General features: G+C 69.9%; 27 protein-coding genes. 11 read left to right on the forward strand and 16 right to left on the reverse strand.

The genetic code is table 11. From position 1 onward, the window contains the following. Position 1 precedes the first annotated feature (1 nt). The 4 genes from resB to AC3A3J_RS14350 all read right to left on the reverse strand — a co-directional run bounded on the left by resB (position 2) and on the right by AC3A3J_RS14350 (position 3,965). Complete coding sequence (gene resB / locus AC3A3J_RS14335; protein WP_487672909.1) at positions 2–1,768, reverse strand: cytochrome c biogenesis protein ResB; 1,767 nt, start codon at positions 1,766–1,768, stop codon at positions 2–4. 79 nt (positions 1,769–1,847) lie between these two features. Beyond that, positions 1,848–2,558 (reverse strand): cytochrome c biogenesis CcdA family protein, encoded by a 711-nt coding sequence (locus AC3A3J_RS14340; protein ID WP_487673125.1) that lies wholly within the window; start codon positions 2,556–2,558, stop codon positions 1,848–1,850. Positions 2,559–2,611: 53 nt separating this feature from the next. Next, positions 2,612–3,262 carry a TlpA family protein disulfide reductase gene (locus AC3A3J_RS14345; RefSeq protein ID WP_487672910.1) on the reverse strand — a complete coding sequence of 217 codons (651 nt, stop codon included), beginning with the start codon at positions 3,260–3,262 and terminating at the stop codon, positions 2,612–2,614. A gap of 73 nt (positions 3,263–3,335) precedes the next feature. Next, positions 3,336–3,965 carry a histidine phosphatase family protein gene (locus tag AC3A3J_RS14350; RefSeq protein WP_487672911.1) on the reverse strand — a complete coding sequence of 210 codons (630 nt, stop codon included), beginning with the start codon at positions 3,963–3,965 and terminating at the stop codon, positions 3,336–3,338. 204 nt (positions 3,966–4,169) lie between these two features. On the opposite strand from AC3A3J_RS14350, the gene aspS reads away from it, so the two are divergent. Further along, positions 4,170–5,948 carry an aspartate--tRNA ligase gene (gene aspS / locus AC3A3J_RS14355; protein WP_487672912.1) on the forward strand — a complete coding sequence of 593 codons (1,779 nt, stop codon included), beginning with the start codon at positions 4,170–4,172 and terminating at the stop codon, positions 5,946–5,948. A gap of 62 nt (positions 5,949–6,010) precedes the next feature. Here the strand turns inward: aspS and AC3A3J_RS14360 are convergent, their stop codons facing one another. Beyond that, positions 6,011–6,838: a sulfite exporter TauE/SafE family protein gene (locus AC3A3J_RS14360; RefSeq protein WP_487672913.1), complete on the reverse strand. Its 828-nt coding sequence runs from the start codon at positions 6,836–6,838 to the stop codon at positions 6,011–6,013. Positions 6,839–6,914: 76 nt separating this feature from the next. Between AC3A3J_RS14360 and AC3A3J_RS14365 the strand changes: the two genes are divergently transcribed. The 5 genes from AC3A3J_RS14365 (at position 6,915) to AC3A3J_RS14385 (ending at position 11,537) form a co-directional block, all read left to right on the forward strand. After that, positions 6,915–7,430, forward strand: coding sequence for a GNAT family N-acetyltransferase (locus tag AC3A3J_RS14365; RefSeq protein ID WP_487673126.1), 516 nt, complete (start codon positions 6,915–6,917; stop codon positions 7,428–7,430). Positions 7,431–7,583: 153 nt separating this feature from the next. Continuing rightward, positions 7,584–8,723 carry an ABC transporter substrate-binding protein gene (locus AC3A3J_RS14370; protein ID WP_487672914.1) on the forward strand — a complete coding sequence of 380 codons (1,140 nt, stop codon included), beginning with the start codon at positions 7,584–7,586 and terminating at the stop codon, positions 8,721–8,723. Further along, positions 8,702–9,658, forward strand: a complete 957-nt coding sequence (locus AC3A3J_RS14375; RefSeq protein WP_487672915.1) for an ABC transporter permease — start codon at positions 8,702–8,704, stop codon at positions 9,656–9,658. The genes AC3A3J_RS14370 and AC3A3J_RS14375 overlap by 22 nt, the downstream gene beginning before the upstream one ends. Further along, positions 9,655–10,449, forward strand: a complete 795-nt coding sequence (locus AC3A3J_RS14380) for an ABC transporter permease (protein WP_487672916.1) — start codon at positions 9,655–9,657, stop codon at positions 10,447–10,449. Before AC3A3J_RS14375 ends, AC3A3J_RS14380 begins: the two co-directional genes overlap by 4 nt. Next, the gene (locus tag AC3A3J_RS14385; RefSeq protein WP_487672917.1) at positions 10,446–11,537 is read left to right on the forward strand and encodes an ABC transporter ATP-binding protein; all 1,092 of its coding nucleotides are present in this window, start codon (positions 10,446–10,448) and stop codon (positions 11,535–11,537) included. Before AC3A3J_RS14380 ends, AC3A3J_RS14385 begins: the two co-directional genes overlap by 4 nt. Before the next feature lie 67 nt (positions 11,538–11,604). Here the strand turns inward: AC3A3J_RS14385 and AC3A3J_RS14390 are convergent, their stop codons facing one another. The 9 genes from AC3A3J_RS14390 to AC3A3J_RS14430 all read right to left on the reverse strand — a co-directional run bounded on the left by AC3A3J_RS14390 (position 11,605) and on the right by AC3A3J_RS14430 (position 16,225). Beyond that, a complete protein-coding gene (locus tag AC3A3J_RS14390; protein WP_487672918.1) occupies positions 11,605–12,360 on the reverse strand; it encodes an amino acid ABC transporter ATP-binding protein in 756 nt (251 codons plus the stop codon). Further along, positions 12,357–13,103 (reverse strand): amino acid ABC transporter permease, encoded by a 747-nt coding sequence (locus tag AC3A3J_RS14395; protein ID WP_487672919.1) that lies wholly within the window; start codon positions 13,101–13,103, stop codon positions 12,357–12,359. The genes AC3A3J_RS14390 and AC3A3J_RS14395 overlap by 4 nt, the downstream gene beginning before the upstream one ends. A gap of 77 nt (positions 13,104–13,180) precedes the next feature. Continuing rightward, positions 13,181–13,996, reverse strand: coding sequence for a transporter substrate-binding domain-containing protein (locus tag AC3A3J_RS14400; protein WP_487672920.1), 816 nt, complete (start codon positions 13,994–13,996; stop codon positions 13,181–13,183). A 144-nt stretch (positions 13,997–14,140) separates the two neighbouring features. Further along, on the reverse strand, positions 14,141–14,443 hold the full coding sequence (locus AC3A3J_RS14405) for a Dabb family protein (RefSeq protein WP_487672921.1): 303 nt from the start codon (positions 14,441–14,443) through the stop codon (positions 14,141–14,143). Then, a complete protein-coding gene (locus tag AC3A3J_RS14410; RefSeq protein ID WP_314645829.1) occupies positions 14,440–14,703 on the reverse strand; it encodes a glutaredoxin family protein in 264 nt (87 codons plus the stop codon). Before AC3A3J_RS14410 ends, AC3A3J_RS14405 begins: the two co-directional genes overlap by 4 nt. Continuing rightward, positions 14,700–15,002 (reverse strand): rhodanese-like domain-containing protein, encoded by a 303-nt coding sequence (locus AC3A3J_RS14415; protein WP_314645826.1) that lies wholly within the window; start codon positions 15,000–15,002, stop codon positions 14,700–14,702. The genes AC3A3J_RS14410 and AC3A3J_RS14415 overlap by 4 nt, the downstream gene beginning before the upstream one ends. Before the next feature lie 101 nt (positions 15,003–15,103). After that, positions 15,104–15,202, reverse strand: coding sequence for a 30S ribosomal protein bS22 (locus tag AC3A3J_RS14420; RefSeq protein ID WP_003792170.1), 99 nt, complete (start codon positions 15,200–15,202; stop codon positions 15,104–15,106). 137 nt (positions 15,203–15,339) lie between these two features. Next, positions 15,340–15,531: a helix-turn-helix domain-containing protein gene (locus AC3A3J_RS14425; protein WP_046013605.1), complete on the reverse strand. Its 192-nt coding sequence runs from the start codon at positions 15,529–15,531 to the stop codon at positions 15,340–15,342. A gap of 277 nt (positions 15,532–15,808) precedes the next feature. After that, on the reverse strand, positions 15,809–16,225 hold the full coding sequence (locus AC3A3J_RS14430) for an ArsR/SmtB family transcription factor (RefSeq protein ID WP_487672922.1): 417 nt from the start codon (positions 16,223–16,225) through the stop codon (positions 15,809–15,811). Positions 16,226–16,326: 101 nt separating this feature from the next. Here AC3A3J_RS14430 and AC3A3J_RS14435 point away from each other — a divergent pair, with 101 nt between their 5' ends. Then, the gene (locus AC3A3J_RS14435; protein ID WP_487672923.1) at positions 16,327–17,757 is read left to right on the forward strand and encodes a TrkH family potassium uptake protein; all 1,431 of its coding nucleotides are present in this window, start codon (positions 16,327–16,329) and stop codon (positions 17,755–17,757) included. Continuing rightward, a complete protein-coding gene (locus AC3A3J_RS14440) occupies positions 17,750–18,421 on the forward strand; it encodes a potassium channel family protein (protein ID WP_314645820.1) in 672 nt (223 codons plus the stop codon). Before AC3A3J_RS14435 ends, AC3A3J_RS14440 begins: the two co-directional genes overlap by 8 nt. A gap of 9 nt (positions 18,422–18,430) precedes the next feature. Here AC3A3J_RS14440 and proC read toward each other — a convergent pair whose 3' ends face one another. Beyond that, positions 18,431–19,270 (reverse strand): pyrroline-5-carboxylate reductase, encoded by an 840-nt coding sequence (gene proC / locus AC3A3J_RS14445; RefSeq protein WP_487672924.1) that lies wholly within the window; start codon positions 19,268–19,270, stop codon positions 18,431–18,433. Between the two features lie 59 nt (positions 19,271–19,329). Here proC and AC3A3J_RS14450 point away from each other — a divergent pair, with 59 nt between their 5' ends. Then, positions 19,330–20,301, forward strand: a complete 972-nt coding sequence (locus tag AC3A3J_RS14450) for a cation diffusion facilitator family transporter (protein ID WP_487672925.1) — start codon at positions 19,330–19,332, stop codon at positions 20,299–20,301. Between the two features lie 91 nt (positions 20,302–20,392). Here the strand turns inward: AC3A3J_RS14450 and tadA are convergent, their stop codons facing one another. Continuing rightward, the gene (tadA, locus tag AC3A3J_RS14455; RefSeq protein WP_487672926.1) at positions 20,393–20,845 is read right to left on the reverse strand and encodes a tRNA adenosine(34) deaminase TadA; all 453 of its coding nucleotides are present in this window, start codon (positions 20,843–20,845) and stop codon (positions 20,393–20,395) included. A gap of 150 nt (positions 20,846–20,995) precedes the next feature. On the opposite strand from tadA, the gene AC3A3J_RS14460 reads away from it, so the two are divergent. After that, on the forward strand, positions 20,996–21,136 hold the full coding sequence (locus AC3A3J_RS14460) for a hypothetical protein (protein WP_487672927.1): 141 nt from the start codon (positions 20,996–20,998) through the stop codon (positions 21,134–21,136). Between the two features lie 9 nt (positions 21,137–21,145). Next, on the forward strand, positions 21,146–21,778 hold the full coding sequence (gene upp, locus AC3A3J_RS14465) for a uracil phosphoribosyltransferase (protein ID WP_487672928.1): 633 nt from the start codon (positions 21,146–21,148) through the stop codon (positions 21,776–21,778).

Genomic DNA, 21,778 nt, shown 5'->3' on the forward strand with positions numbered 1-21,778 from the left:
GTCAGTCTACTTTCGGGGTTCCGGATGCGGCCGGGTCGGCGTCCGCGGAGGTGTCGTCTGGGGCGCTCTCGGCCTCGACGGGCGCACGTGCGACGGTGCGTCCGTCCGCGTCGAGCAGACGTGCGTGACCGGAGACGAGGTCGTCGAGGGCGATCGCGATGGTCGGGTCCTCGCCGCGGGCCAGCCCGGCGTACTCCAGCGAGACGGCGGAACCGTCGGCCGTCGCCTTGACCCACATGCGACGCCGCGGCACGAACAGCGCGAGCATGAGTCCGCCGAGGGCGAGCAGCGCGAACGCCAGGACCCACACCCCCGACTCGTCGCGGTGGATCTGCAGCGACGCGAAGCGCTTCACCGACTGCGAGGCATCCGTCGCCCCCTCGGGCGATTCGTCCTCGAAGGTGACCGTGCCCATGCCGTTGGGCAGGTCGGCGGTCTCCCCCGGCGCCAGCTCGATCGACTCCTTGCCGATGGCGCGGCCGGTGAGCTGGGTCAGGTCGGTGGTGTCGAGCACGTACACCGACCGGGGCACACCGTCGTTGATGCCCAGGTCGCCGGCGAACACATCGAGCGTGAGCGTGGGGTTGGTGAGGTCGGGGTAGGCCGAGAAGAAGGCGCCGCTCTCGAGCACCCCTGTCGTCGGATAGAAGAAGCCGCGCAGCCCGAGCTGCTCGGGCAGGCCGTCGGTGATCTTCACCACGCCCAGCGAGGTCATCGCGTTGTCCTGCGGCAGGAACGGCACGCTGTTCGTGAACACGACCTCGCCGTCGGCGTTGCGCACGGTGATGGTCGGGGCGTAGCCGTTGCCGAGCAGGAACACGTCGTCGTCGGCCACCGCCAGCGGCTCGTTGACCTTGACCGCACCGGTGCGCTCCTGCCCGTTCTCGCTCACGGTGACGTTCGCCGAGAAGTCGCCCGCCTGGCCGGAGCCGGGTTCGTTGAACGGCTGGTAGGTCACGTCGAACGAGTCGAGGCGCATCGAGTAGGGCGCGAGGGCGTCGTCGCCGACGAAGCGCCCGCGGTTCATCGAGTCGTAGTCGACGAGCGTGTTCGCGAAGGTCTCGCCCTCGACCAGCACCCGCTGCCCGGTGTACGCGAAGCCGCCGCCGACGCCGACCGTGACGAGCACGCCGACGAGGGCGAGGTGGAAGAGCAGGTTGCCGGTCTCGCGCCAGTACCCCCGCTCCGCCGACACCGAGAAGGTGCGGCCGCGGTCGTAGCGCTCGACGCGGTACCCGAGCGCCTTGAGCTGCTTCTGGGCGACGTCGATCGAGGCGGAGGCCGCCGCCTCGGCATCCGCGCCCTCCGACACGTCGCGCGTCGACGCACGGAAGTCGTCGAGACGCTGCAGGCGCGCGGGGGTGCGCGGGGGCCGGGCCCGCAGCGCCTTCGCGTGATGGCGGATGCGCGGGATCACGCAGCCCACGAGCGACGTGAACAGCAGGAGGTAGATCGCCGAGAACCACGGCGAGAGGTACACGTCGAACAGCTTGAGGCCGTCGAGGATCGGGAACAGATCGGGGTTGTCGCGCTGCCACTGCGTGACGCCGTTCGGGTCGGCCATGCGCTGCGGGAAGATCGAGCCGGGGATCGCGGCGACGGCGAGCACGAGCAGCAGGATGAGCGCGGTGCGCATCGATGTGAGCTGACGCCAGCCCCATCGCAGCCACCCGACGAACCCCAGGCGCGGCTGCGCGATCGCCTCGTCGCCGTCGACGTGGTCGGACGGCCGCAGCGGATCGGTCGACCTGGTCTGGGTGTCGGTCACGTCGTCCTGGTTCTTCCGGTCGGGGGTCTGGTCGGGGGTCTGCCGCGCGGGGTCCGGGGAGCCCGGCGTGGCGAGGCGGTCAGAGCGGGAGGATGACACTGCTCATCACCGCCGTCAGGCGCGACATGAGGTCGGTCCACAGACCCGTGAGCATGAGGACGCCGAGCAGGATCAGCAGCACCCCGCCGATGATGTTCACCACGCGGATGTGGCGGCGCAGGAAGCCGATCGTCGTCGCCGCCCAGCCGAAACCGAGCGCGACGAGCAGGAACGGGATGCCGAGGCCCAGCGAGTAGGCGAGACCGAGGAAGCCCGCGCGCACCGGATCGCCGGCGTTGAACGACAGGGCGAAGATGGCGCTGAGGGTCGGCCCCAGGCACGGCGCCCACCCGATGCCGAGGGCGACGCCGAGCAGGGGCGCCCCGATCATGCCGTACTTCGCGTCGACGTGGAAGCGCAGCTCCCGCTGCGCGAACCCGAAGAGTCCGAGGAAGACCAGACCCATCAGCACGATCACCGCGCCGAGGATGCGCGTGACGAGCTCGCCCCACTGGATGAGGAAGACGCTCGCCACTCCCCCGAACGCGGTGATCGCGACGAACACGGCGCTGAAGCCGAGGATGAACAGGAGCACGCCGAGCACCGTGCGCGCCCGGGTCGGAGCGACCGTCGAACCGTCGCCCCCGCCGGCCGCGGAGCGCGGCGTGACCGATCCGCCGAGGAAGCCGAGGTAGCCGGGCACGAGCGGGAGCACGCACGGCGAGAGGAAGGAGATGAGCCCGGCGAGCATGGCCACCGGGATCGCCAGCCACAGCGCCCCCGATCCGATGATCGCTTCGGGGTTCACGGGGTCTCCGCGAGCGCGTCCTTGACGAGCGTGGACAGGATCGATGTGCCGTCGATGGGCCCGATGATGCGGGCGGCGACGCGGCCCTGCTTGTCGAGCACGAGCGTGGTCGGCGTGGCCTGGATGGGCGTGGCCTCGGCGAACGCGAGTTTCGCCTGGGCGGTGTCGACGTCGATCAGGCTCGGGTAGGTGATGTCGAACTCGTTCGAGAACGCCTTCGCGGTGTCGGCCTGGTCGCGGGTGTTGATGCCGACGAACGACACCCCCTGGTCGCCGTACTCCTGCCAGACGGCTTCGAGGTCGGCCGCCTCGACGCGGCACGGCGCGCAGCCGGCGTACCAGAAGTTCACGACCGTGACCTGACCGGCGATGTCGGCGCTGTCGAAGGCCTCGCCGTCTTCGTTCACGCCCGCGAACTCGACCGGCTCCCCGCGCTCGGCGACGGGGATCTCGGTGATCGCACCGTCGGCGGCGACGTAACCGGTGTTCTCCCCGCTCAGGAACGACTCGCTCACGGCGTCCGGAGCACAGGCGGTCAGACCGACGGCGAGCACCGCAGCGAGCGCGGCTCCGATCACACGCCGAGAGCGGCGGATGCGGGAGGGCCGGCTGCCGCGGATCGGGAACGTCCTCGAGGCGAGTGGCACGGTGATGAGTTTACGCCGAGCTTCCTATGGGTCGGCCGGATGCCGGAGCGCCGGGAGAGCGACAGCGCGCCCGTCAGACGGCGCCGACGTCGATCGCGCCGCCCGTGGCCGCGGGCTCGGCGTACTCGACCTCGCGCCACACGTCGCCGACGCGTTCGAACGACGTCACGCTCGACAGGGCGCAGCGCCGGGTGCGCGGGTCGTGACGCAGCGGCAGACCCGCGACCGACAGGTGCGTGATCCAGATCGGCGCCTGGTGCGAGACGATCACGGCGTCGCCGGCCTCGGTGCCGTGCCACAGGTCGTTCATGGCGTCGAGCATCCGATCGGCGATCGACGCGTACGCCTCTCCCCAGCTCGGCAGCGACGGCTGCCGCAGGTGCCACCAGTTGAACGGGTTGCGCAGCGAGCGGCTCATGCGCGTGCCCTCGAAGACGTTCGTCGGCTCGATCACGCGCTCGTCGAGCACCGGTTCGAGGCGGAAGCGCTCGGCGAAGGGCGCCGCCGACTCCTGCGCGCGCTCGAGCGGCGAGCACCGCAGCGCCTCGACGTCGCGGCCGAGCGCGGCGACGTGCTCGGCCGCGGCGCGCGCCATGTGCTGTCCGGCGTCGCTGAGGTGGAAGTGCGGAAGACGCCCGTAGAGCACGCGGGTGGGGTTGTCGACCTCGCCGTGGCGCACGAGATGCAGTCGCGATGCCGTCACGTCACGCCCCGCAGCCGAGGGTGTCGCCGAGGTCGGGGGCGACCGGTGCGTCGACCGCCGGGACGAGAGCGAGGTTCATGGATGCGCCTTCCGTTCCCTGCCACCCTACTGACCGCGAGCGCCGCACCCCCGCCCGCGAGGCACCCGGCTGCGCCCGCGTAGACTGGGCGGGTTCACCATCCCCCAGATCAGGAGGAAAACTCCGTGCTTCGCACCCATTCGGCCGGCTCCCTGCGAGCCGAGCACATCGGTCAGACCGTCACCCTCGCCGGGTGGGTGGATCGCCGTCGTGATCACGGAGGAGTCGCGTTCATCGATCTTCGGGATGCCTCGGGCATCGCCCAGGTGGTCATCCGCGACGAGGAGATCGCGCATCCGCTGCGCAACGAGTTCGTGCTGAAGGTGACCGGCGAGGTCTCGCGCCGCCCCGACGGCAACGAGAACCCGAACCTGCCGACCGGTGAGATCGAGCTCATCGCGACCGACGTCGAGGTGCTCAACGAGTCGGCGGCGCTGCCGTTCCAGGTCTCGACCGCGCTGGCCGAGACCGAGAACATCGGCGAGGAGGCGCGTCTCAAGTACCGCTATCTCGACCTGCGTCGCCCGACGGCGGCCTCGGCACTGCGCCTGCGCTCCGACGTGTACAAGGCCGTCCGCGACGTGCTGCACGGCGACGGCTTCACCGAGGTCGAGACCCCGACCCTCACCCGCTCGACCCCGGAGGGCGCCCGCGACTTCGTCGTGCCCGCCCGCCTGCACCCGGGCAGCTGGTACGCGCTCCCCCAGTCGCCGCAGCTGTTCAAGCAGCTGCTCATGGTCGGCGGCGTCGAGAAGTACTACCAGATCGCCCGGTGCTACCGCGACGAGGACTTCCGGGCCGACCGCCAGCCGGAGTTCACGCAGCTCGACATCGAGATGAGCTTCGTCGACCAGGAAGACGTGATCGCGCTGATGGAGACGCTCGTCGTCGCCATGTGGAAGACGATCGGCGTCGAGGTGCAGACCCCGCTGCCGCGCATCACCTACGCCGACGCCATGGCCAAGTACGGCTCGGACAAGCCCGACCTGCGCTTCGGGCTCGAGCTGGTCGAGGCGACCGAGTACTTCGCCGAGACGCCGTTCCGGGTGTTCCAGGCCGAGTACGTCGGCGCCGTGCGCATGCCCGGTGGTGCGAGCCAGCCGCGCAAGCAGCTCGACGCCTGGCAGGACTGGGCCAAGCAGCGCGGCGCCCGCGGCCTGGCCTATGTGCTGTTCAACGAGGACGGGACGCTCGGCGGTCCCGCCGCGAAGAACCTCTCCGAAGCCGAGCAGGCGGGCCTCGCCGGTCTCACCGGAGCCGAGCCCGGCGACTGCGTGTTCTTCGCCGCCGGTTCGACGAAGGAGAGCCGTGCGCTGCTCGGCGCCGCCCGCGTCGAGATCGGGCGTCGCCTCGGCTACCTGAACCCCGACGAGTTCGCCTTCACATGGGTCGTCGACGCCCCGATGTTCGAGCCGGCGGCGGATGCCGTGGCCTCGGGCGACGTGGCCGTCGGCGCCGGCGCCTGGACCGCCGTGCACCACGCCTTCACCGGCCCGAAGCCGGAGTTCGAGGACACCTTCGACACCGACCCCGGTTCGGCCCTCGCCTACGCGTACGACATCGTCTGCAACGGCTCGGAGCTCGGCGGCGGTTCGATCCGCATCCACCGCGAAGACGTGCAGAAGCGCGTGTTCGAGGTCATGGGCATCAGCGACGAGTTCGCGCAGGAGCAGTTCGGCTTCCTGCTCGACGCGTTCAAGTTCGGCGCCCCGCCCCACGGCGGCATCGCGCTGGGCATGGACCGCGTGCTGCAGCACCTGACGAAGACCGAGTCGATCCGCGAGGTCATCGCGTTCCCGAAGTCGGGCAACGGGTACGACCCGTTGACCGCCGCGCCCGCCCCGATCACCCCGGAGCAGCGCGCCGAGGCCGGGGTGGACTTCACCCCCGACGACGAGGCCTGACGCCGGCCACGAGGGCCCCGGGACGAGCACCCCGCTCACCCGGGGCTCTCGTGCATCCGGCGTCAGTGCATCAGGCCGAGGGCCGGGGCGAGGTTCTCGTTCCACACGTCGACGCCGAGCTTGGCGATGAGCGCCACGACCACGACGAGGAAGACCACGCGGATGAAGCCGGTGCCGCGCGAGATGGCCATGCGCGAGCCGAGGTAGCTCCCCGCCACGTTGGCGATCGCGAGGATGCCGCCGAGCAGCCACAGCACCGACCCGTGCGGTATGAAGAGCAGCAGCGCCCCGGCGTTGGTGGCGAGATTGACGATCTTCGCCTTGGCGCTGGCCTGCAGGAAGTCGTAGCCGAGCAGGGCGACGAGCGCGATGACGAGGAACGTCCCCGTGCCGGGTCCGATCATGCCGTCGTAGAACCCGATGACGAGGCCCGCAGCGCCGGCCATGACGTGGTGCCGGTGCCCCTGGAAGCGCAGTCGGGTCGCTGCGCCCATCTGCGGGCGGAGCGCCGTGAAGAGGGCCACCGCGAGCAGGGCCACGACGATGATCGGCTTGAAGGCGGCGGCGGGCAGCAGCGTCGCCACCGCGGCTCCGCCGAACGATCCGGCGAGCGCGATGAGCGCCATCGGGATCGCCGTGCGGATGTCGGGTTTCGCGCGGCGGTAGTAGGTCACGCTGCTGGTGGCGGTGCCGAAGACCGAGGCGAGCTTGTTCGTGGCGAGCGCCTGGATCGGCGCGATGCCCGGGATGAGCAGCAGGGCGGGGAGCTGCAGGAGCCCTCCCCCGCCGACGACCGCGTCGATCCATCCGGCCGCGAACGCGGCGAGCACGACGAGCACGAGCGTCGCCCAGGTGAGCTGCTCGAGCCCGAGAACGGCGCCGATATCCACTCGCCCCATGATTGCAGACCCCGGGGCCACCCTCGGCATCCGCTCATCGCCGGGTCGCCGCTGGCAGACTGGGCGGATGCTCCCCGCCCTGCCCCTGCCGCATCCCGTCGACTCTCGTCTCGGCCGTGCCGTGCTGCGCCGCGCGACCGCGCACGACACGGATGCCGTGATCATGCTGCTCTCCGACGATCCGATCAGCGCCGCCCGGGGCGACGTCGCGTCGGCCGACGACCGCGACGCGTACGCGTCGGCGGCGCGGCAGATCCTCGAGGACCCGTCGAACGACCTGCTGGTGGTCGAGCTGGACGGCGAGGTCGTCGGCACCCTTCAGCTCACCTCGATCCCCGGGATGGCGCGCCGCGGAGCGCGGCGTCTGCTCGTCGAGGCGGTGCGCGTGCGCAGCACCCTGCGGTCCTCGGGCATCGGCTCGTCGGTCATGCGCTGGGTCGCAGACGAGGCCGCACCGGCGCTCGGCGCCACGATCGTGCAGCTCACGTCCGACGCCGCACGCACCGACGCCCACCGGTTCTACGAGCGCCTCGGCTACGCGGGGTCGCACCGCGGATTCAAGCTCACGGTCGCCCCCCGCTGAGCCGTCGGAGCTGGTTGGTCCCGCGACGACGCTCAGACGCGCCACCGCGCCGTCATCTGCCGTTCACCGCCGTCGCTCCCCGCGGTCATCCGCGGCCCATATGTTCCTCTCGCAACCCGAACCGGCGCCCCGCCGGACACCGAGAGGACACTCATGGCACGCTTCACCCGCCGCGCGCGCATCGGCGCCGGTCTCGCCCTCGTCACCACCGCCGCCCTGGCGCTCACCGCCTGCTCCGGCGCAGCTGACGCGACCGACGGATCAGAGGGCTCGACCGACGCCGCCACCGCGACCTCCGTCGAGGACTTCGGCTCGTTCGCCGACCTCGAGGCCGCCGCCAAGGCCGAGGGGCAGCTTAACGTCATCGCCCTTCCCCGCGACTGGGCCAACTACGGCGAGATCCTCGACCTGTTCGCCGAGAAGTACCCCGAGATCACGATCAACGAGGCGTCGCCCGACGTGTCGAGCGCCGAGGAGATCCAGGCCGCCGAGACCAACAAGGGTCTCGACACCGCCCCCGACGTGTTCGACCTGGGTCTCACCGTCGCCCTGCAGAACACCGACAGCTTCGCCCCGTACCAGGTGCAGACCTGGGACGAGATCCCCGACGCCCTCAAGGAGCCGACCGGCCTCTTCGTCGGCGACTACGGCGGGTACATGTCGATCGGCTACGACTCGTCGAAGTACGACGCCCCGTCCGAGCTCGCCGACCTGCTCTCGGCCGACTACAAGGGCGCCGTCGCGATCAACGGCGACCCGACGCAGGCCGGCGCGGCCTTCGCCGCCGTGGGTCTGGCGACCGTGCAGTCCGAGGGAACGCTCGACGACTTCCAGCCCGGCATCGACTTCTTCTCGGAGCTGCAGAAGGCCGGCAACATGCTCAAGGTCGACGTCACGACGGCGACCGTGGCGAGCGGCGAGACGCCCGTCGTCTTCGACTGGGACTACCTGAACGCCTCCCACACGGCCGACAACCCGAACTGGGAGGTCGTGGTGCTCGACGGCACCGGCTACGCGGGGTACTACAACCAGGCCATCAACGTCGACGCCCCGCACCCGGCGGCGGCGCGCCTGTGGCAGGAGTTCCTGTACAGCGACGAGGTGCAGAACCTGTGGCTCAAGGGCGGCGCCCGCCCCGCGCGCATGGAGGCCATGACCGAGGCCGGCACGATCGACGCCGACCTGGCCGCGGCTCTGCCCGAGGTGCCCGAAGAGACGGTCGTCCCGACCGAGGAGCAGTCCGAGAACGCCGGCACCCTGCTCGGCGAGAAGTGGGCCGCGGCGGTCCAGTGACCGCGCTCGTCGACACGGGGGCGGATGCTCCGGCATCCGCCCCCGTCACCCCCGCCGGGTCCGCGCTCACCGCGAGGGCCCGGCGGTCGGCGCGGTCGTGGGCCGGGCTGGGACTGGTGCCCTTCGCGGCGTACGTGGTGCTGTTCCTCGCGGTGCCGACGCTCCTCGCGATCGGCTCTGGCTTCTTCACCCGCGACGGCGCCTTCACCTGGTCGAACGTCGCTGCCCTCGGCGACCCGGTGGTGTTGACCACGTTCGCGAACTCGGGCGGGCTCTCGCTGCTGACGGCCGTGGTCGGCGCGATCGTCGGCGCCCTCGTCTGCTACGCCCTGCTCGGGTTGAGCCCCGACGGCATCGTGCGGCAGACCGTGGATGCGGCGGCCGGGGTGCTCGCCCAGTTCGGCGGGGTCATGCTCGCGTTCGCCTTCATCGCGACGATCGGCATCCAGGGCGTGATCACCGCGCTCCTGCGCGACACGTTCGGTGTGAACATCTACGAGAACGGCACCTGGCTGTACGAACTCCCCGGTCTCGTGCTGCCCTACATCTACTTCCAGATCCCGCTCATGGTCATCACGTTCATGCCCGCCCTCGCCGCGCTCAAGCCGCAGTGGGCCGAGGCGAACCTCACGCTCGGCGGCACCCGCGCGAGCTTCTGGCTGCGCATCGGCCTGCCCGTACTCGCCCCGTCGTTCCTCGCGAGCCTGCTCCTGCTGTTCGCCAACGCGTTCTCGTCGTACGCGACGGCCGCAGCGCTGGCCAGCCAGGGCTCCCAGATCGTGCCGCTGCAGATCCGGGCCGCGCTGACGAGCGAGACCGTGCTGGGCCGCGAGAATCTCGCCGGTGCGCTCGCCCTCGGCATGATCGTCGTCGTCGGCATCGTCATGGCGCTGTACTCGCTGATCCAGCGACGAGCGGCGAGGTGGCAGTCGTGAATCGTCTCGCCCCGTCCCGCGTCACCCGATGGGTCATCGGCATCCTCGTCGGCCTGTTCTTCGCGCTCCCGCTCGTCTCGACGTTCCTGTACACGCTGCGCGACCTCGACGGCGGTCTGTCGTTCGACCACTGGGTGGCTCTGTTCGATCCCGCCGCTTCCGCCGCGATCCGGCCCATCTGGACGGGCCTCGGCAACTCGCTCGTCCTCGCCGCGGTCACCGTCGCGATCGTGCTGCTGCTACTGGCACCCACGATGATCCTGGTGAACCTGCGGTTCCCGCGACTGCGGCCCGTGTTCGAGTTCGCCGTGCTGCTGCCGATCTCCATCCCCGCGATCGTGCTCGTCGTCGGCCTCGCGCCCCTCTACCTGCAGATCGGGCGCAGCCTCGGCACGGGAACGTGGACCCTCGCGTTCGCCTACGGCATCACCGTGCTGCCGTTCGCCTACCGCTCGATCCAGGCCTCCATCGACGCCGCCGACCTGCGCACGCTCGCCGAGGCCGCACGCTCCCTCGGGGCGAGCTGGCCGACGGTCGTGCTGCAGGTGCTCGCCCCCAACCTGCGGCAGGGCCTGCTCGCGGCGTCGCTGATCTCGATCGCCGTCGTGCTGGGCGAGTTCACGATCGCCTCCCTGCTCAACAAGCAGGTGTTCCAGACGGCGATGGTCGTCGTCCAGAAGCAGGACCCGTACGCGCCCGCGATCTTCACCCTGCTCGCCCTCGCGTTCGTCTTCCTCCTGCTCCTCCTCATCGGCCGCGCCGCCCGCGGCACCCGAAAGGCCCGCTCATGACCATCGACCACGCCCTCCCCCGCACCAAGGACAACGTGCTGCTCGCCGAAGCGGGCGAAGGAACGCGCGTGCAGCTGCAGCGCATCGTGAAGAGCTACAGCGGCAACCGCGTGCTGCACGGGGTCGACCTCGACATCGCGCCGGGCGAGTTCGTCTCGCTGCTGGGCCCATCGGGGTGCGGCAAGACCACGCTGCTGCGGGTGCTCGCCGGGCTCGAAGGCGCCGACGAGGGTGCCGTGCTGCTCGGCGGCCGCGATGTCTCCCGCGTGCCGACGAACAAGCGCGACATCGGCATGGTCTTCCAGTCGTACTCGCTCTTCCCGCACCTGCGCGTCGTCGACAACACCGCGTTCGGTCTGCGGCGGCGGGGCGTGGCCGCGCGGGAGGCGGCGAAGCGCGCGACGGATGCCCTCGCCCTGGTGGGTCTGGCGGACTTCGCCGACCGCTTCCCCCACCAGCTGTCGGGCGGGCAGCAGCAGCGCGTGGCCCTCGCCCGCGCCCTCGTCACCGAGCCGAAGGTGCTGCTGCTCGACGAGCCGCTCTCGGCGCTCGACGCCAAGGTGCGCGTGCAGCTGCGCGACGAGATCCGCCGCATCCAGCTGCGCCTCGGCATCACGACCGTGTTCGTCACGCACGATCAGGAGGAGGCGCTCGCCGTCTCCGACCGGATCGCCGTGATGAACGCGGGCCGCATCGAGCAGATCGGCTCGCCGGAAGAGCTCTACACGACGCCGTCGACGGCCGGGGTGGCTGCGTTCGTGGGTCTGTCGAGCGTCGTCGCGGGCGTCGCCGAGGGCGACCACGTCCTCGTCTGGGGTCAGCGGCTGCCGCTGCAGAGGCCCGCCGACGGACCGGTCGACGTCTACCTGCGCCCCGAGAACGTGCGCTTCGCCTCCGAGGCGGATGCCGCGACCGACGCCCTGGTCGAAGAGAGCACCTTCCTCGGCAGCATGCGGCGCACGCTCGTGCGCACGGAGTCGGGCGATCTCGTGCGGGTGCAGCACGCCCCCGGCATCCACCCGGCCTTCGGCGACCGCGTGCGCATCGCGATCGTCCCCGAACCCGTGGCGGTGGATCCGCGCGGGTGATCCGCACGCCCCCGACACGGACGTGGCCCCCGGAGTACTCTCCGAGGGCCACTGCCGTGTCAGACCGTCACAGCACGCGCGAGAGGAAGTCCTTCGTGCGCTGGTGCTGCGGGTTGCCGAGCACCTCGCGCGGGTCGCCCTCCTCGACGATGTAGCCGCCGTCCATGAAGATCAGCCGTGAGCCGACCTCGCGGGCGAAGCCCATCTCGTGCGTGACGACCAGCATCGTCATGCCATCGTCGGCGAGCGAGCGCATGACCTGCAGCACCTCGCCGACGAGCTCGGGGTCGAGGGCCGACGTGGGCTCGTCGAACAGCATCATGTCGGGGTTCATGCACAGCGCACGCGCGATCGCGACGCGCTGCTGCTGACCGCCCGAGAGGTGGCCGGGGTAGGCGGTCGCCTTCTCGGCGAGTCCCACCCGTCCGAGCATCTCGTGCGCGATGCGCTCGGAGTCGGCCTTGCTGCGCTTCTTCACCCGCTGCTGCGCGACCGTGAGGTTGCCCAGCACGCTGAGGTGCGGGAACAGGTTGAAGCTCTGGAACACCATGCCGATGCGGGTGCGCACGCGGTCGATGTCGGTCTCGGGATCGGTGATGTCGATCCCCTCGATCCGCACCGTGCCGCCGGTCGGCTCCTCGAGCAGGTTCACCGAGCGCAGCAGCGTCGACTTCCCCGACCCGGAGGGACCGATGATGCACACGACCTCGCCCTTGGTGACGGTGAGGTCGATGCCCTTGAGCACTTCGTTCTCACCAAAGGTCTTCACCAGTCCCTGCACGTCGATCGCAGGGGCATGCACGTCGATCAGTTCCGTGATCATCGCTCTCTCGCCATCCGTCGCTCCAGCCACGCCGTGTACCGCGTCAACGGGATCGTCACCACCAGGTAGAGCAGCGCACCCACGATGAGCGGGGTCGCGTTCGCGTTGGCCGTGTTCGCGTCACGCACGAAGGTCGTGAGCTCCTTCGACCAGATGAAGCTTCCCGCCACGAACACGAGAGACGTGTCCTTGAGCAGCAGCACGAGCTCGTTCGTCATCGGCGGGATGATGATGCGGAACCCCTGCGGGAGGATGATCCAGAACATCGTCTTCAGCGGCGACATGCCCAGGGAGCGCGCCGCCTCGGTCTGTCCCTTCGGCACCGCCTGCACGCCGGCGCGGATGACCTCGGCGATGTACGCCGAGGCCACCAGCATGAGGCCGAGCAGTCCGGCGCCGACGGGGCCGCCGGGCACCTTCCACCCGAAGACGATCGGCACGATGAACGCCACCGAGAAGATCGTCAGCAGCGCGGGGAGCCCGCGGAACAGCTCGATCCACGCGGTCGCCACCCACCGGAACAGCCCGATGCTGGAGAGCTTCATCATCGCGAAGAGGATGCCCAGCAGCAGACCGCCCGTGAAGGCGATGATCGTGAAGAGGATGGTGTTGCGCAGACCGACCGTGATGACGTCGGGGAACAGTCGCGCCGCGACCTCCAGGTTGAAGAACTGCGGGATCGCCCGCTGCCAGTTGATCGACAGGGCGATGCCGATGATCACCGCGAAGAAGATCACGTACATCGCCAGGCGATACAGCCTGGACCTCGTCGTCCGTTTCAACGCCATCGTGAAGGACCTCCGACCTCTCTACTCGCCGGTCACTCGGCCGAGAAGTAGGAGTCGTAGATCTTCTGGTACTCGCCGCTGTCGCGCAGCTCCTGCAGCGCGTCGTCGACAGCCTTGCGCAGCGCGTCCTTCTCGCCCTTGGCGAAGGCGAAGCCGTACGACTCGTCGGTCTCGTAGGTCTCGACGATCTTGTAGGCGCTGTCGGCCTTCTCGTGCTCGAGGTTCACCGGCTCGTCCTGCAGGATCGCGTCGATCTGACCGGCCTGCATGGCGGGCCACAGCTCGCCGTCGGAGGGATACTGCACGAGCTCGGCGCCCGTCGCGTTCTCCGATGCGTAGGACTCGCCCGTGGTGCCCTGCTGGACGCCGACGTTCTTGCCGTCGAGGTCGTCGATGGACTCGATCCCCGAGTCGGTGCGCACGAGCAGCGACTGCAGCGAGTCGTAGTACGGCTCGGAGAAGTCGATGTTGGCCTTGCGCTCGTCGGTGATGGTCATGGCCGAGGCGCCGAGGTCGCACGTGCCGGCGACGAGCGTGGTGCCCGACTGGAGGGCGTCGAAGCCCACGTCCTGCACGGCGAGCTTCAGGTCGAGCTTCTTGGCGATCGCGTCGAGCAGGTCGATGTCGAAGCCGGAGTAGCCGCTGTCGGTGCTGGGGTCTTCGACCTCGAACGGCGGGTAGGGCACGTCGGAGCACGCCGTGAGCGTCCCGGCCGTGACCAGACCGTAGTCGTCGCCCTCGCCCGAACCGCCGGATCCGGCGTCGTCGGTGCCTCCGGCGCAGCCTGCGAGTGCGAGGGTGGCGGCGGCCGCGAGTGCGAGGCCGGCGAAGGTGGTGCGACGGTGCATAGCTGCTCCTGTGAGTCGATGGCAGGGTAGGACCCGCGGGGCGGGCCGATAGGTCATCATCTTGGCATGTCGCCGAAGAGATGCTCTCCCCAGAGTGCCCGATCGCCGATTACGGTTTTGTTTCGTTGCGTGACGGCGGCGATGTCAGAGTTCGAAGTCGACGGCCACCCGATCGGCGGCGACCGACCGGATGTAGCCGGCGGCCTCGAGATGGGCCGGATGCTTCTGGTATCCGTCGAGCGCCTCGACCGAGTCGAAGTCCGCGACCAGCGCGACGTCCCAATTGGAGCCGGGCAGCACGGTGTTCGCGCCGGCGGTGATCGCGAGCATCCCCGGGATCTGACCGTCGAGGGCGACGAGACGCCGGGCGACCTCGGCCGCCTGCGCATCGCGTTCCTGCGCGTCGTCGGCGGCCAGCCGCCAGCTCACGATATGGCGGATGGTCATCGCAGGGCCTCCTCGAGGGCCGTGCGCAGCCGGTCGGGCGAGACCCGCCAGTGCGCGTGGAATTCGCCGTCGATCAGCACGACGGGGATCTTCTCCCACCACAGTTCGTAGAGGGCGGGGTCGTCGGCGATCGACGCCTCGACGATCTGCAGGCGCTCGGCCGCGGCATCCGGGAGCTCGGCGACCACGGCGTCGACGACCTCGGAGGCGACATCGCACAGATGGCAGTCGGGCTTGCCGATGAGCGTCAGCGTCGTCACGCCGAGGGCACCTCGACCGCGCGTCCCTGCGCGATCCACTCGCCCGTGCCGCCCTCGACGTTCGTGGCGTCGTACCCGCGGGCCTCGAGCGCCTCGACGACGCGCGCCGATCGGCCGCCGGCCTGGCAGATCACGTCGAACGACTCGGCGGGCAGCTCGTCGAGCCGGTTGCCGATCTCGGACATCGGGATGTTCTGCGCGCCGGGCACGTGCCCCGCGGCGAACTCGTCCTTCTCGCGCACGTCGATGAGCGGCGTTCCCGTGCGCTCGGCGAGTTCGGTGACGGTGATCGACTTCATGTCGTCTTCCTTCGAGCTGATGGTCTCGGGCCGCAGAGACACAAAGCGCCCCCGGTCGACATGCTCCGAAGAGCCGTCGGGGGCGCTCGTGTCTGGGCCGCTTACTTCTTGTTGCGGCGCTGGTGGCGAGTCTTGCGAAGCAGCTTGCGGTGCTTCTTCTTCGCCATGCGCTTGCGGCGCTTCTTGATGACAGAACCCACGGAAACCTCACTAAGTCAGGGGCTGGGCGTCGCGGATGTCGGACGCCCGGGTACGGGCACGGAAAAAAATGCCTCGGAGCAGTCTAGCAAACCGTCGGACCCCGCCGTCACACCGGCGGGACGAGCCCGGCTCCCGGTCAGCCGACGTCGGCGATTGGGCGCTGCAGCGCGTCGGCCACGGCCGACTCGGGCACACGGTAACTGCGACCGAAGCGGATCGCCGGCAGCTCGCCGGCATGCACGAGGCGGTAGACGGTCATCTTCGACACTCGCATGAGTTCGGCCACCTCGGCCACCGTCAGGAATCTGACGTCAGGAACTTCGGGCATCCCACGTACCCCTTTCTCGAATGAGCACACTCTATGGGGTGGCCGTGACGCGTGTAAACCCGTGTGGCTGCTGTGATCCACGCCTCGCGCAGCGTCGCCGTGTCTCAGCGCGGTCATAGGGATCGCCCCTCGTTCGTCCAGGCTGCGATGCCACGCTGTACGGACTGATCCGATCCCGCACCGAACGGATCTCCGCGGGCGTGGGGCCCGCGGCTCTCGCCCCTGACGACGCCCCCCGGTCGTCAGGGGCGATGTGCGTCCGGGCGCCGGGGATCGGTCAGGCGCCGAGGCGCTTGAGAGCCGTGGCGACGACGTGCTTCGCGGATGCCGCGGCCCGCCCGACCACCTCTGCGGCATGGGCGGCGCCCTCGGGGATCGGCGCACCGGGGTAGGCGATGTCTGGGGCATCGTCGCCGAACGCATCGACGAGGAACGGCACGAGCCAGTCGTCGACCTCGCTGAGCGGCTCGACCGCGAGGCTGTAGAAGCGCCGCTGGCCGTCTTCGCGTACCCGCACGAGGTCGGCGTCGCGCAGCACCTTCAGGTGCTTCGACACGGTCGGCTGGCTGATGCCGAGCTCGGCGACGATCTGACTGACGCTGGTACCGGACTCCCCTTCGTTCGCGCGACGCAGGAGGAGCTGGAGGATGTCGCGCCTCGTCCCGTCGGCGATCACGTCGAAGATGTCGGTCATGTGTTCAGGGTAGTGGTCCCTGCCACGGAGTACCATGACGAGGGCTCGGCCGGAGGCGCCGAGCGCGCCGGCATCGGCGTCGGCATACGGAAGGGGACGCGTTGTCCGGCATCGTCTCGGCGTCGTCGCCGCGCCAGCGCCTCCGCAACGTCGCCTCGCAGGGCCGACACCTCCTCACGTCGTCGCCGTCGCGCCTCGCGATCGTGGTGTTCGCCGCCCTCATCCTCGTCTTCACGGCGCTGCTCTCCCTGCCGATCGCGTCCGCCGATCGGACGGTCACGCCGCTGAGCGACGCGCTCTTCACCGCCGTCTCCACGATCTGCGTCACCGGCCTCGCCACGGTCGACATGGCCAACCACTGGTCGCCGTTCGGCCACGTGGTCATCTTCATCGGGGTCAACATCGGCGGCCTCGGAGTGCTGACCCTCGCCTCCCTGATGGGGATGGTGATCTCGAAGAGGCTCGGGCTGCGGGCCAAGCTCCTCGCCGCCGGCGACACGAACCCGATGCGCGCGCACGGAGGCGTCGTCAACGAGAGCCAGACCGTGCGCCTCGGCGAGGTCGGACAGCTCCTGCGCACCGTCGCCCTGTCCGCACTCATCATCGAGGGCGCCCTCGCGGTGCTCCTCTACCCGTTCCTCGTGATGGCGAAGGTCGATCCGATCGCGGCGCTCTGGGAAGCCCCGTACTTCGCGGCGATGGCCTTCACGAACACCGGCTTCGCACCGAACGACGGCGGGGTCGCCGTGTTCGCCGACGACTACGCGGTGCTCACCCTCCTCATGGCGGGCGTCTTCCTCGGCAGCATCGGCTTCCCGGTGATCTACTCGCTCGCCAAGCACGTCTGGCACGTCAAGAAGTGGTCGCTGCACACGAAGCTCACGCTCGTGACGACCGTGCTGCTCTTCATCGTCGGGGCGGCGGTCTTCCTCGTGCTCGAGTACGAGAACCCCCGCACGTTCGGCTCGATGGATGCCGTGGACACCACCTTCCAGGCGTTCTTCCTGTCCGCCATGACGCGCTCCGGCGGATTCAACGTCATCGACATGGCCGACCTGAACGGTTCGTCGCTCGTCGCCGCGAGCATGCTGATGTTCGTCGGCGGCGGCTCGGCGTCGACCGCCGGCGGCATCAAGGTCACCACGCTCGCGGTGCTGGCGATCGCGGTGTGGTCCGAGGCGAAGGGGCGGCAGTCGGTCGAGGTGTTCGGTCGCCGCATCCCGAGCGACGTGCAGCGGGTCGCCCTCAGCGTCGTCGCGTGGGGCGCCACGATCGTCGCGCTGTCCACCATCGTGATCGCGCAGATCACCAAGGCCGACATCAGCCACGTCCTGTTCGACGTGATCTCGGCATTCGCCACCGTCGGCCTCTCGACAGGACTCACCGCCGAGCTCCCCGACGCCGGATCGTACGTGCTCGCCGTCACGATCTTCATGGGGCGCATTGGTACAGTGACACTCGCCGCGGCAGTCGCCGCGACGTCGCGATCGCAGTATTACTCGCTGCCCGTGGAAAGGCCGATCGTTGGTTGAAGTCCTCCGGGGCGACGCTCCCGTCCTCGTCATCGGCCTCGGCCGATTCGGCGCCGCCTGCGCGGGCGAGCTCGACCGCCTCGACCGCGAGGTGCTGGCGATCGACGGCAACCTCGAACTCGTGCAGAAGTGGTCCGACCGTGTGACGCACACCGTGCAGGCCGACGCGAAGAACATCGAGGCGCTGCGTCAGATCGGCGCGCAGGACTTCCAGGTCGCCGTCGTCGCCGTGGGTTCGTCGATCGAGGCATCCGTTCTCATCACCGCCAACCTCGTCGACCTCAAGGTGCCGCAGATCTGGGCGAAGGCCGTCTCGCAGTCGCACGGCAAGATCCTCGCCCGCGTCGGCGCCAACCACGTGATCTACCCCGAGCGCGAAGCCGGCGAGCGCGTGGCGCACCTCGTCAGCGGACGCATGCTCGACTTCATCCGCTTCGACGACGACTTCGTGCTCGCGAAGATGTACCCGCCGAAGTTCATCCGCGGGATCGGACTCAACGAGTCGGGCGTGCGGTCGAAGTACAAGGTCACCGTCGTGGGCGTGAAGAGCCCGGGCAAGCCGTTCCGCTACGCGGAGGCCAACACGGTCGTCACGAACCACGACCTCATCATCGTCTCGGGCACCAACAGCGACATCGAGCGCTTCGCCGCCCTCGACCGCTGACCCGCGAGGTCACGCCCCGGCGGCCAGCTCCTTCGCGCGGGCGAGCGCCGCTGCCGAGGCATCCGCGAACAGACGCTCGAGGTGGGCGTCCTGCAGAACGGCGATGGCCCGTTCGGTGGTTCCCTTCGGACTCGTCACGCGGCGCCGCATCTCGGCCGGCGTCTCTCCCGACGCATCGAGCAGCGCCGTCGCGCCGATGAAGGTCTGCTCGGCCATGAGCCGCGCGTCCGACTCGCTGAAGCCGAGGCCGACGCCGACCTTCGTCCACTCCTCGATGAGCAGGAAGACGTAGGCGGGGCCCGACCCCGAGATGGTCGAGAGGGCGTCGATCTGCGACTCCGGCACCTCGATGACCGCCCCCACGGTCTCGAACAGGCGACGCACGAGTGCCAGGTCGTCGGCCGTGGCCGCCGCACCCGCCGCCAGGCCCGTGACCGCCTTGCCGACCGTGGCGGGAGTGTTCGGCATCGAGCGCACGACGTGCGCCGCGTCGCCGAGCGCGTCGGCGAAGGTCTGCAGCGTGACGCCGGCGGCGAGACTCACCACGATCGCGTCGGCAGCGAGATGCGGGGCGATCTCGCGGAGCAGGTCGGGCACCATGGCCGGCTTCACGCCGACCAGGACGATGCGTGCGGAGGCCACAGCCTCGCGGTTCCCGTCCGGATGCTCCTCGAGGGCGATGCTCGTCACGTCGCGGAGGTCGGCGAGGTCGGCAGCGCTCACCCGCGAGCGATTCGTGGCGACGATGCCGCCCTCGACGGGAACCCCCGAGGCGACGACCCCGCGGAGGATCGCGCCCCCCATCGAACCGGCACCGAGGAACGCGAGCGAGGGGAGCGAGTCAGCCATGTCGCCATCCTACGGCGGCGCACCTGCGCTCCCCGGAGGCCGCGTCCTAGACTCGACGCATGAGTGCATCCGGCGGCGGCAAGGCGATCATCGCAGCGTTCCTGGCGAACATGGGCATCGCCCTCGCGAAGCTCATCGCCTGGCTCCTCTCGGGCTCGGCCTCCATGCTCGCCGAGGCCGTGCACTCGGTCGCCGATTCCGGCAACCAGCTCCTCCTGCTGCTCGGCGGGCGCAAGTCGCGGCGCGAGGCCGACCGCTCCCACCCGTTCGGGTACGGCAGGGAGCGATACGTGTCGGCGTTCGTCGTGTCGATCATCCTCTTCTCACTCGGCGGTCTGTTCGCCATCTACGAGGGCATCGACAAGTTGCGCAACCCGCACGAGCTCGACCCTGCCTGGTGGTGGCTGCCGATCGTGGTGCTCGTCGTGGCGATCTCGCTCGAGAGCTTCTCGCTGCGCACCGCCGTCAAAGAGAGCAACCGCGCGCGCGAGAAGGGCCAGTCCTGGGTGTCGTTCGTGCGTCGGTCGAAGGCGCCGGAGCTCCCCGTCGTGCTGCTCGAAGACACGGGCGCTCTCGCCGGTCTCTCCTTCGCCCTGCTCGGCGTGGGGCTCACGGTCATCACCGGCAACTCGGTCTTCGACGCGATCGGCACCCTGATGATCGGCGTGCTGCTCGTGCTCATCGCGATCGTGCTGGGCATCGAGACGAAGAGCCTGCTCGTCGGCGAGGGCGCCACCACCGCCGACCTCGACCGCATCGTCGACGCGATCACCAGCGGTCCCGAGGTCGAGAAGCTCATCCACATCAAGACGCTCTACCTCGGGCCGGACGAGCTGCTGGTCGCGGCGAAGATCGCGCTCACCGCCGACAAGACCGTGCGTGAGGCCGCCGACGACATCGACGAGATCGAGTCGCGCATCCGCGAGGTCGTCCCCGCCGCGCGCGTGATCTACATCGAGCCCGACGTGTACCGCCCGTCGCTCGACCCCGAGCCGCCGACGGATGTCTTCGTGCTCAAGTCGTCCGACTGAGCCCAGCGCCGTGCGGGAGCGTCAGCGCAACTCCGTGCGGGAGCGTCAGCGCAGCTCCGTGCGGGCGTCAGCGCCGTGTCGTGCGGGAGCGTCAGCGCCGTGCCGTGAAGAATGCGCGCAGCAGCTCGGCGGAGGCATCCGCCTGCACTCCCCCGACGACCTCGGCGCGGTACGGCAGCCGGCGGTCGCGCAGTACGTCGTACATCGACCCGGCCGCACCGGCCTTGTCGTCCCATGCGCCGAATACCACACGTCCGATGCGCGCCTGCAGGATCGCTCCCGCGCACATCAGGCACGGCTCGAGGGTGACGACGAGCGTGTGCCCCTCGAGATTCCACGACCCGAGGGATACCGCGGCCCGGCGGAGCGCGAGGACCTCGGCATGGCCGGTGGGGTCATGGGTCTGCTCGCGATCGTTCCGGCCCTCGCCGACGATGCGCCCCGCCCGGTCGAGCACGACCGCACCGACGGGGATCTCGTCGGCCGCTGCGGCCTCGACGGCGAGATCGAGGGCGCGGCCCATCGCGGAGCTGTCGGCGGTCATGCGTCGAGCCTATGACAGCGGCTGCGCCGGCCCGCGGCCACCTGCTGCACCGGGGGTCCGCCGCGCGGTGGATGCCCTCGGCGTCGATGCGGCCGCGTGTCCACCCGCCGGGGGATCCGCCGACCGACGACGGTGCGTAGCGTGGGTCGCATGGAAGCTCCGCTCGTCATCGCCCTCACCCTCATCGGCCCCCTCATGGCGGTCGCGACCAGCGTGATCGCCGCCCGGTACGCGCTTCGCAAGAAGGCGGCGGCGTCGTCCGATGTCGTGCGCGAGGGCGGGGCGCATTAGCCTGTATCCATGCGTGTTCACGTCGCCGACCACCCCCTCGTCACCCACAAGCTCTCGGTGCTGCGCGACGCGCGCACCCCGTCGCCCGTCTTCCGCCAGCTGACCGAAGAGCTGGTGACCCTGCTGGCGTACGAGGCGACCCGCAACGTCAAGGTCACGCCGATCGAGATCACCACACCGGTGACGACGACCATGGGCGTGAAGATCTCGGAGCCGCGACCGATCGTCGTACCGATCCTGCGAGCCGGTCTCGGCATGCTCGAGGGTCTGGTGAAGCTGCTCCCCACCGCCGAGGTCGGCTTCCTCGGGATGGTGCGCGACGAGGAGACCTTCGAGCCCACCACGTACGCCGAGCGTCTGCCCGACGACCTGAGCGACCGCCAGTGCTTCGCCATCGACCCGATGCTCGCCACCGGCGGCTCCCTGGCTGCCGCGATCCAGTTCCTCTTCGACCGGGGAGCGAAGGACGTCACCGCCATCTGCCTGCTCGGCACCCCTGAGGGCGTCGCCGCGATCGAGAACCTCGTCGGCGACCGTGACGTCACGCTCGTGCTCGGAGCGCTCGACGAGCGTCTCAACGAGAAGGGCTACATCGTGCCCGGCCTCGGTGACGCCGGAGACCGGCTGTACGGCACGGTCTGA

Source organism: Microbacterium sp. Soil_N32 (assembly GCF_057655505.1).

What these genes read in the sequence shown, in the direction of transcription:
- AC3A3J_RS14340 (WP_487673125.1), bottom strand. Translation starts at nt 2,558, where the DNA reads ATGCTCGCCGGGCTCATCTCCTTCCTCTCGCCGTGCGTGCTCCCGCTC.
- AC3A3J_RS14365 (WP_487673126.1), top strand. Translation starts at nt 6,915, where the DNA reads ATGCTCCCCGCCCTGCCCCTGCCGCATCCCGTCGACTCTCGTCTCGGC.
- AC3A3J_RS14370 (WP_487672914.1), top strand. Translation starts at nt 7,584, where the DNA reads ATGGCACGCTTCACCCGCCGCGCGCGCATCGGCGCCGGTCTCGCCCTC.
- AC3A3J_RS14385 (WP_487672917.1), top strand. Translation starts at nt 10,446, where the DNA reads ATGACCATCGACCACGCCCTCCCCCGCACCAAGGACAACGTGCTGCTC.
- AC3A3J_RS14390 (WP_487672918.1), bottom strand. Translation starts at nt 12,360, where the DNA reads ATGATCACGGAACTGATCGACGTGCATGCCCCTGCGATCGACGTGCAG.
- AC3A3J_RS14395 (WP_487672919.1), bottom strand. Translation starts at nt 13,103, where the DNA reads ATGTACGTGATCTTCTTCGCGGTGATCATCGGCATCGCCCTGTCGATC.
- AC3A3J_RS14400 (WP_487672920.1), bottom strand. Translation starts at nt 13,996, where the DNA reads ATGCACCGTCGCACCACCTTCGCCGGCCTCGCACTCGCGGCCGCCGCC.
- AC3A3J_RS14405 (WP_487672921.1), bottom strand. Translation starts at nt 14,443, where the DNA reads ATGACCATCCGCCATATCGTGAGCTGGCGGCTGGCCGCCGACGACGCG.
- AC3A3J_RS14415 (WP_314645826.1), bottom strand. Translation starts at nt 15,002, where the DNA reads ATGAAGTCGATCACCGTCACCGAACTCGCCGAGCGCACGGGAACGCCG.
- AC3A3J_RS14425 (WP_046013605.1), bottom strand. Translation starts at nt 15,531, where the DNA reads ATGCCCGAAGTTCCTGACGTCAGATTCCTGACGGTGGCCGAGGTGGCC.
- AC3A3J_RS14430 (WP_487672922.1), bottom strand. Translation starts at nt 16,225, where the DNA reads ATGACCGACATCTTCGACGTGATCGCCGACGGGACGAGGCGCGACATC.
- proC (WP_487672924.1), bottom strand. Translation starts at nt 19,270, where the DNA reads ATGGCTGACTCGCTCCCCTCGCTCGCGTTCCTCGGTGCCGGTTCGATG.
- AC3A3J_RS14450 (WP_487672925.1), top strand. Translation starts at nt 19,330, where the DNA reads ATGAGTGCATCCGGCGGCGGCAAGGCGATCATCGCAGCGTTCCTGGCG.
- tadA (WP_487672926.1), bottom strand. Translation starts at nt 20,845, where the DNA reads ATGACCGCCGACAGCTCCGCGATGGGCCGCGCCCTCGATCTCGCCGTC.
- AC3A3J_RS14460 (WP_487672927.1), top strand. Translation starts at nt 20,996, where the DNA reads ATGGAAGCTCCGCTCGTCATCGCCCTCACCCTCATCGGCCCCCTCATG.
- upp (WP_487672928.1), top strand. Translation starts at nt 21,146, where the DNA reads ATGCGTGTTCACGTCGCCGACCACCCCCTCGTCACCCACAAGCTCTCG.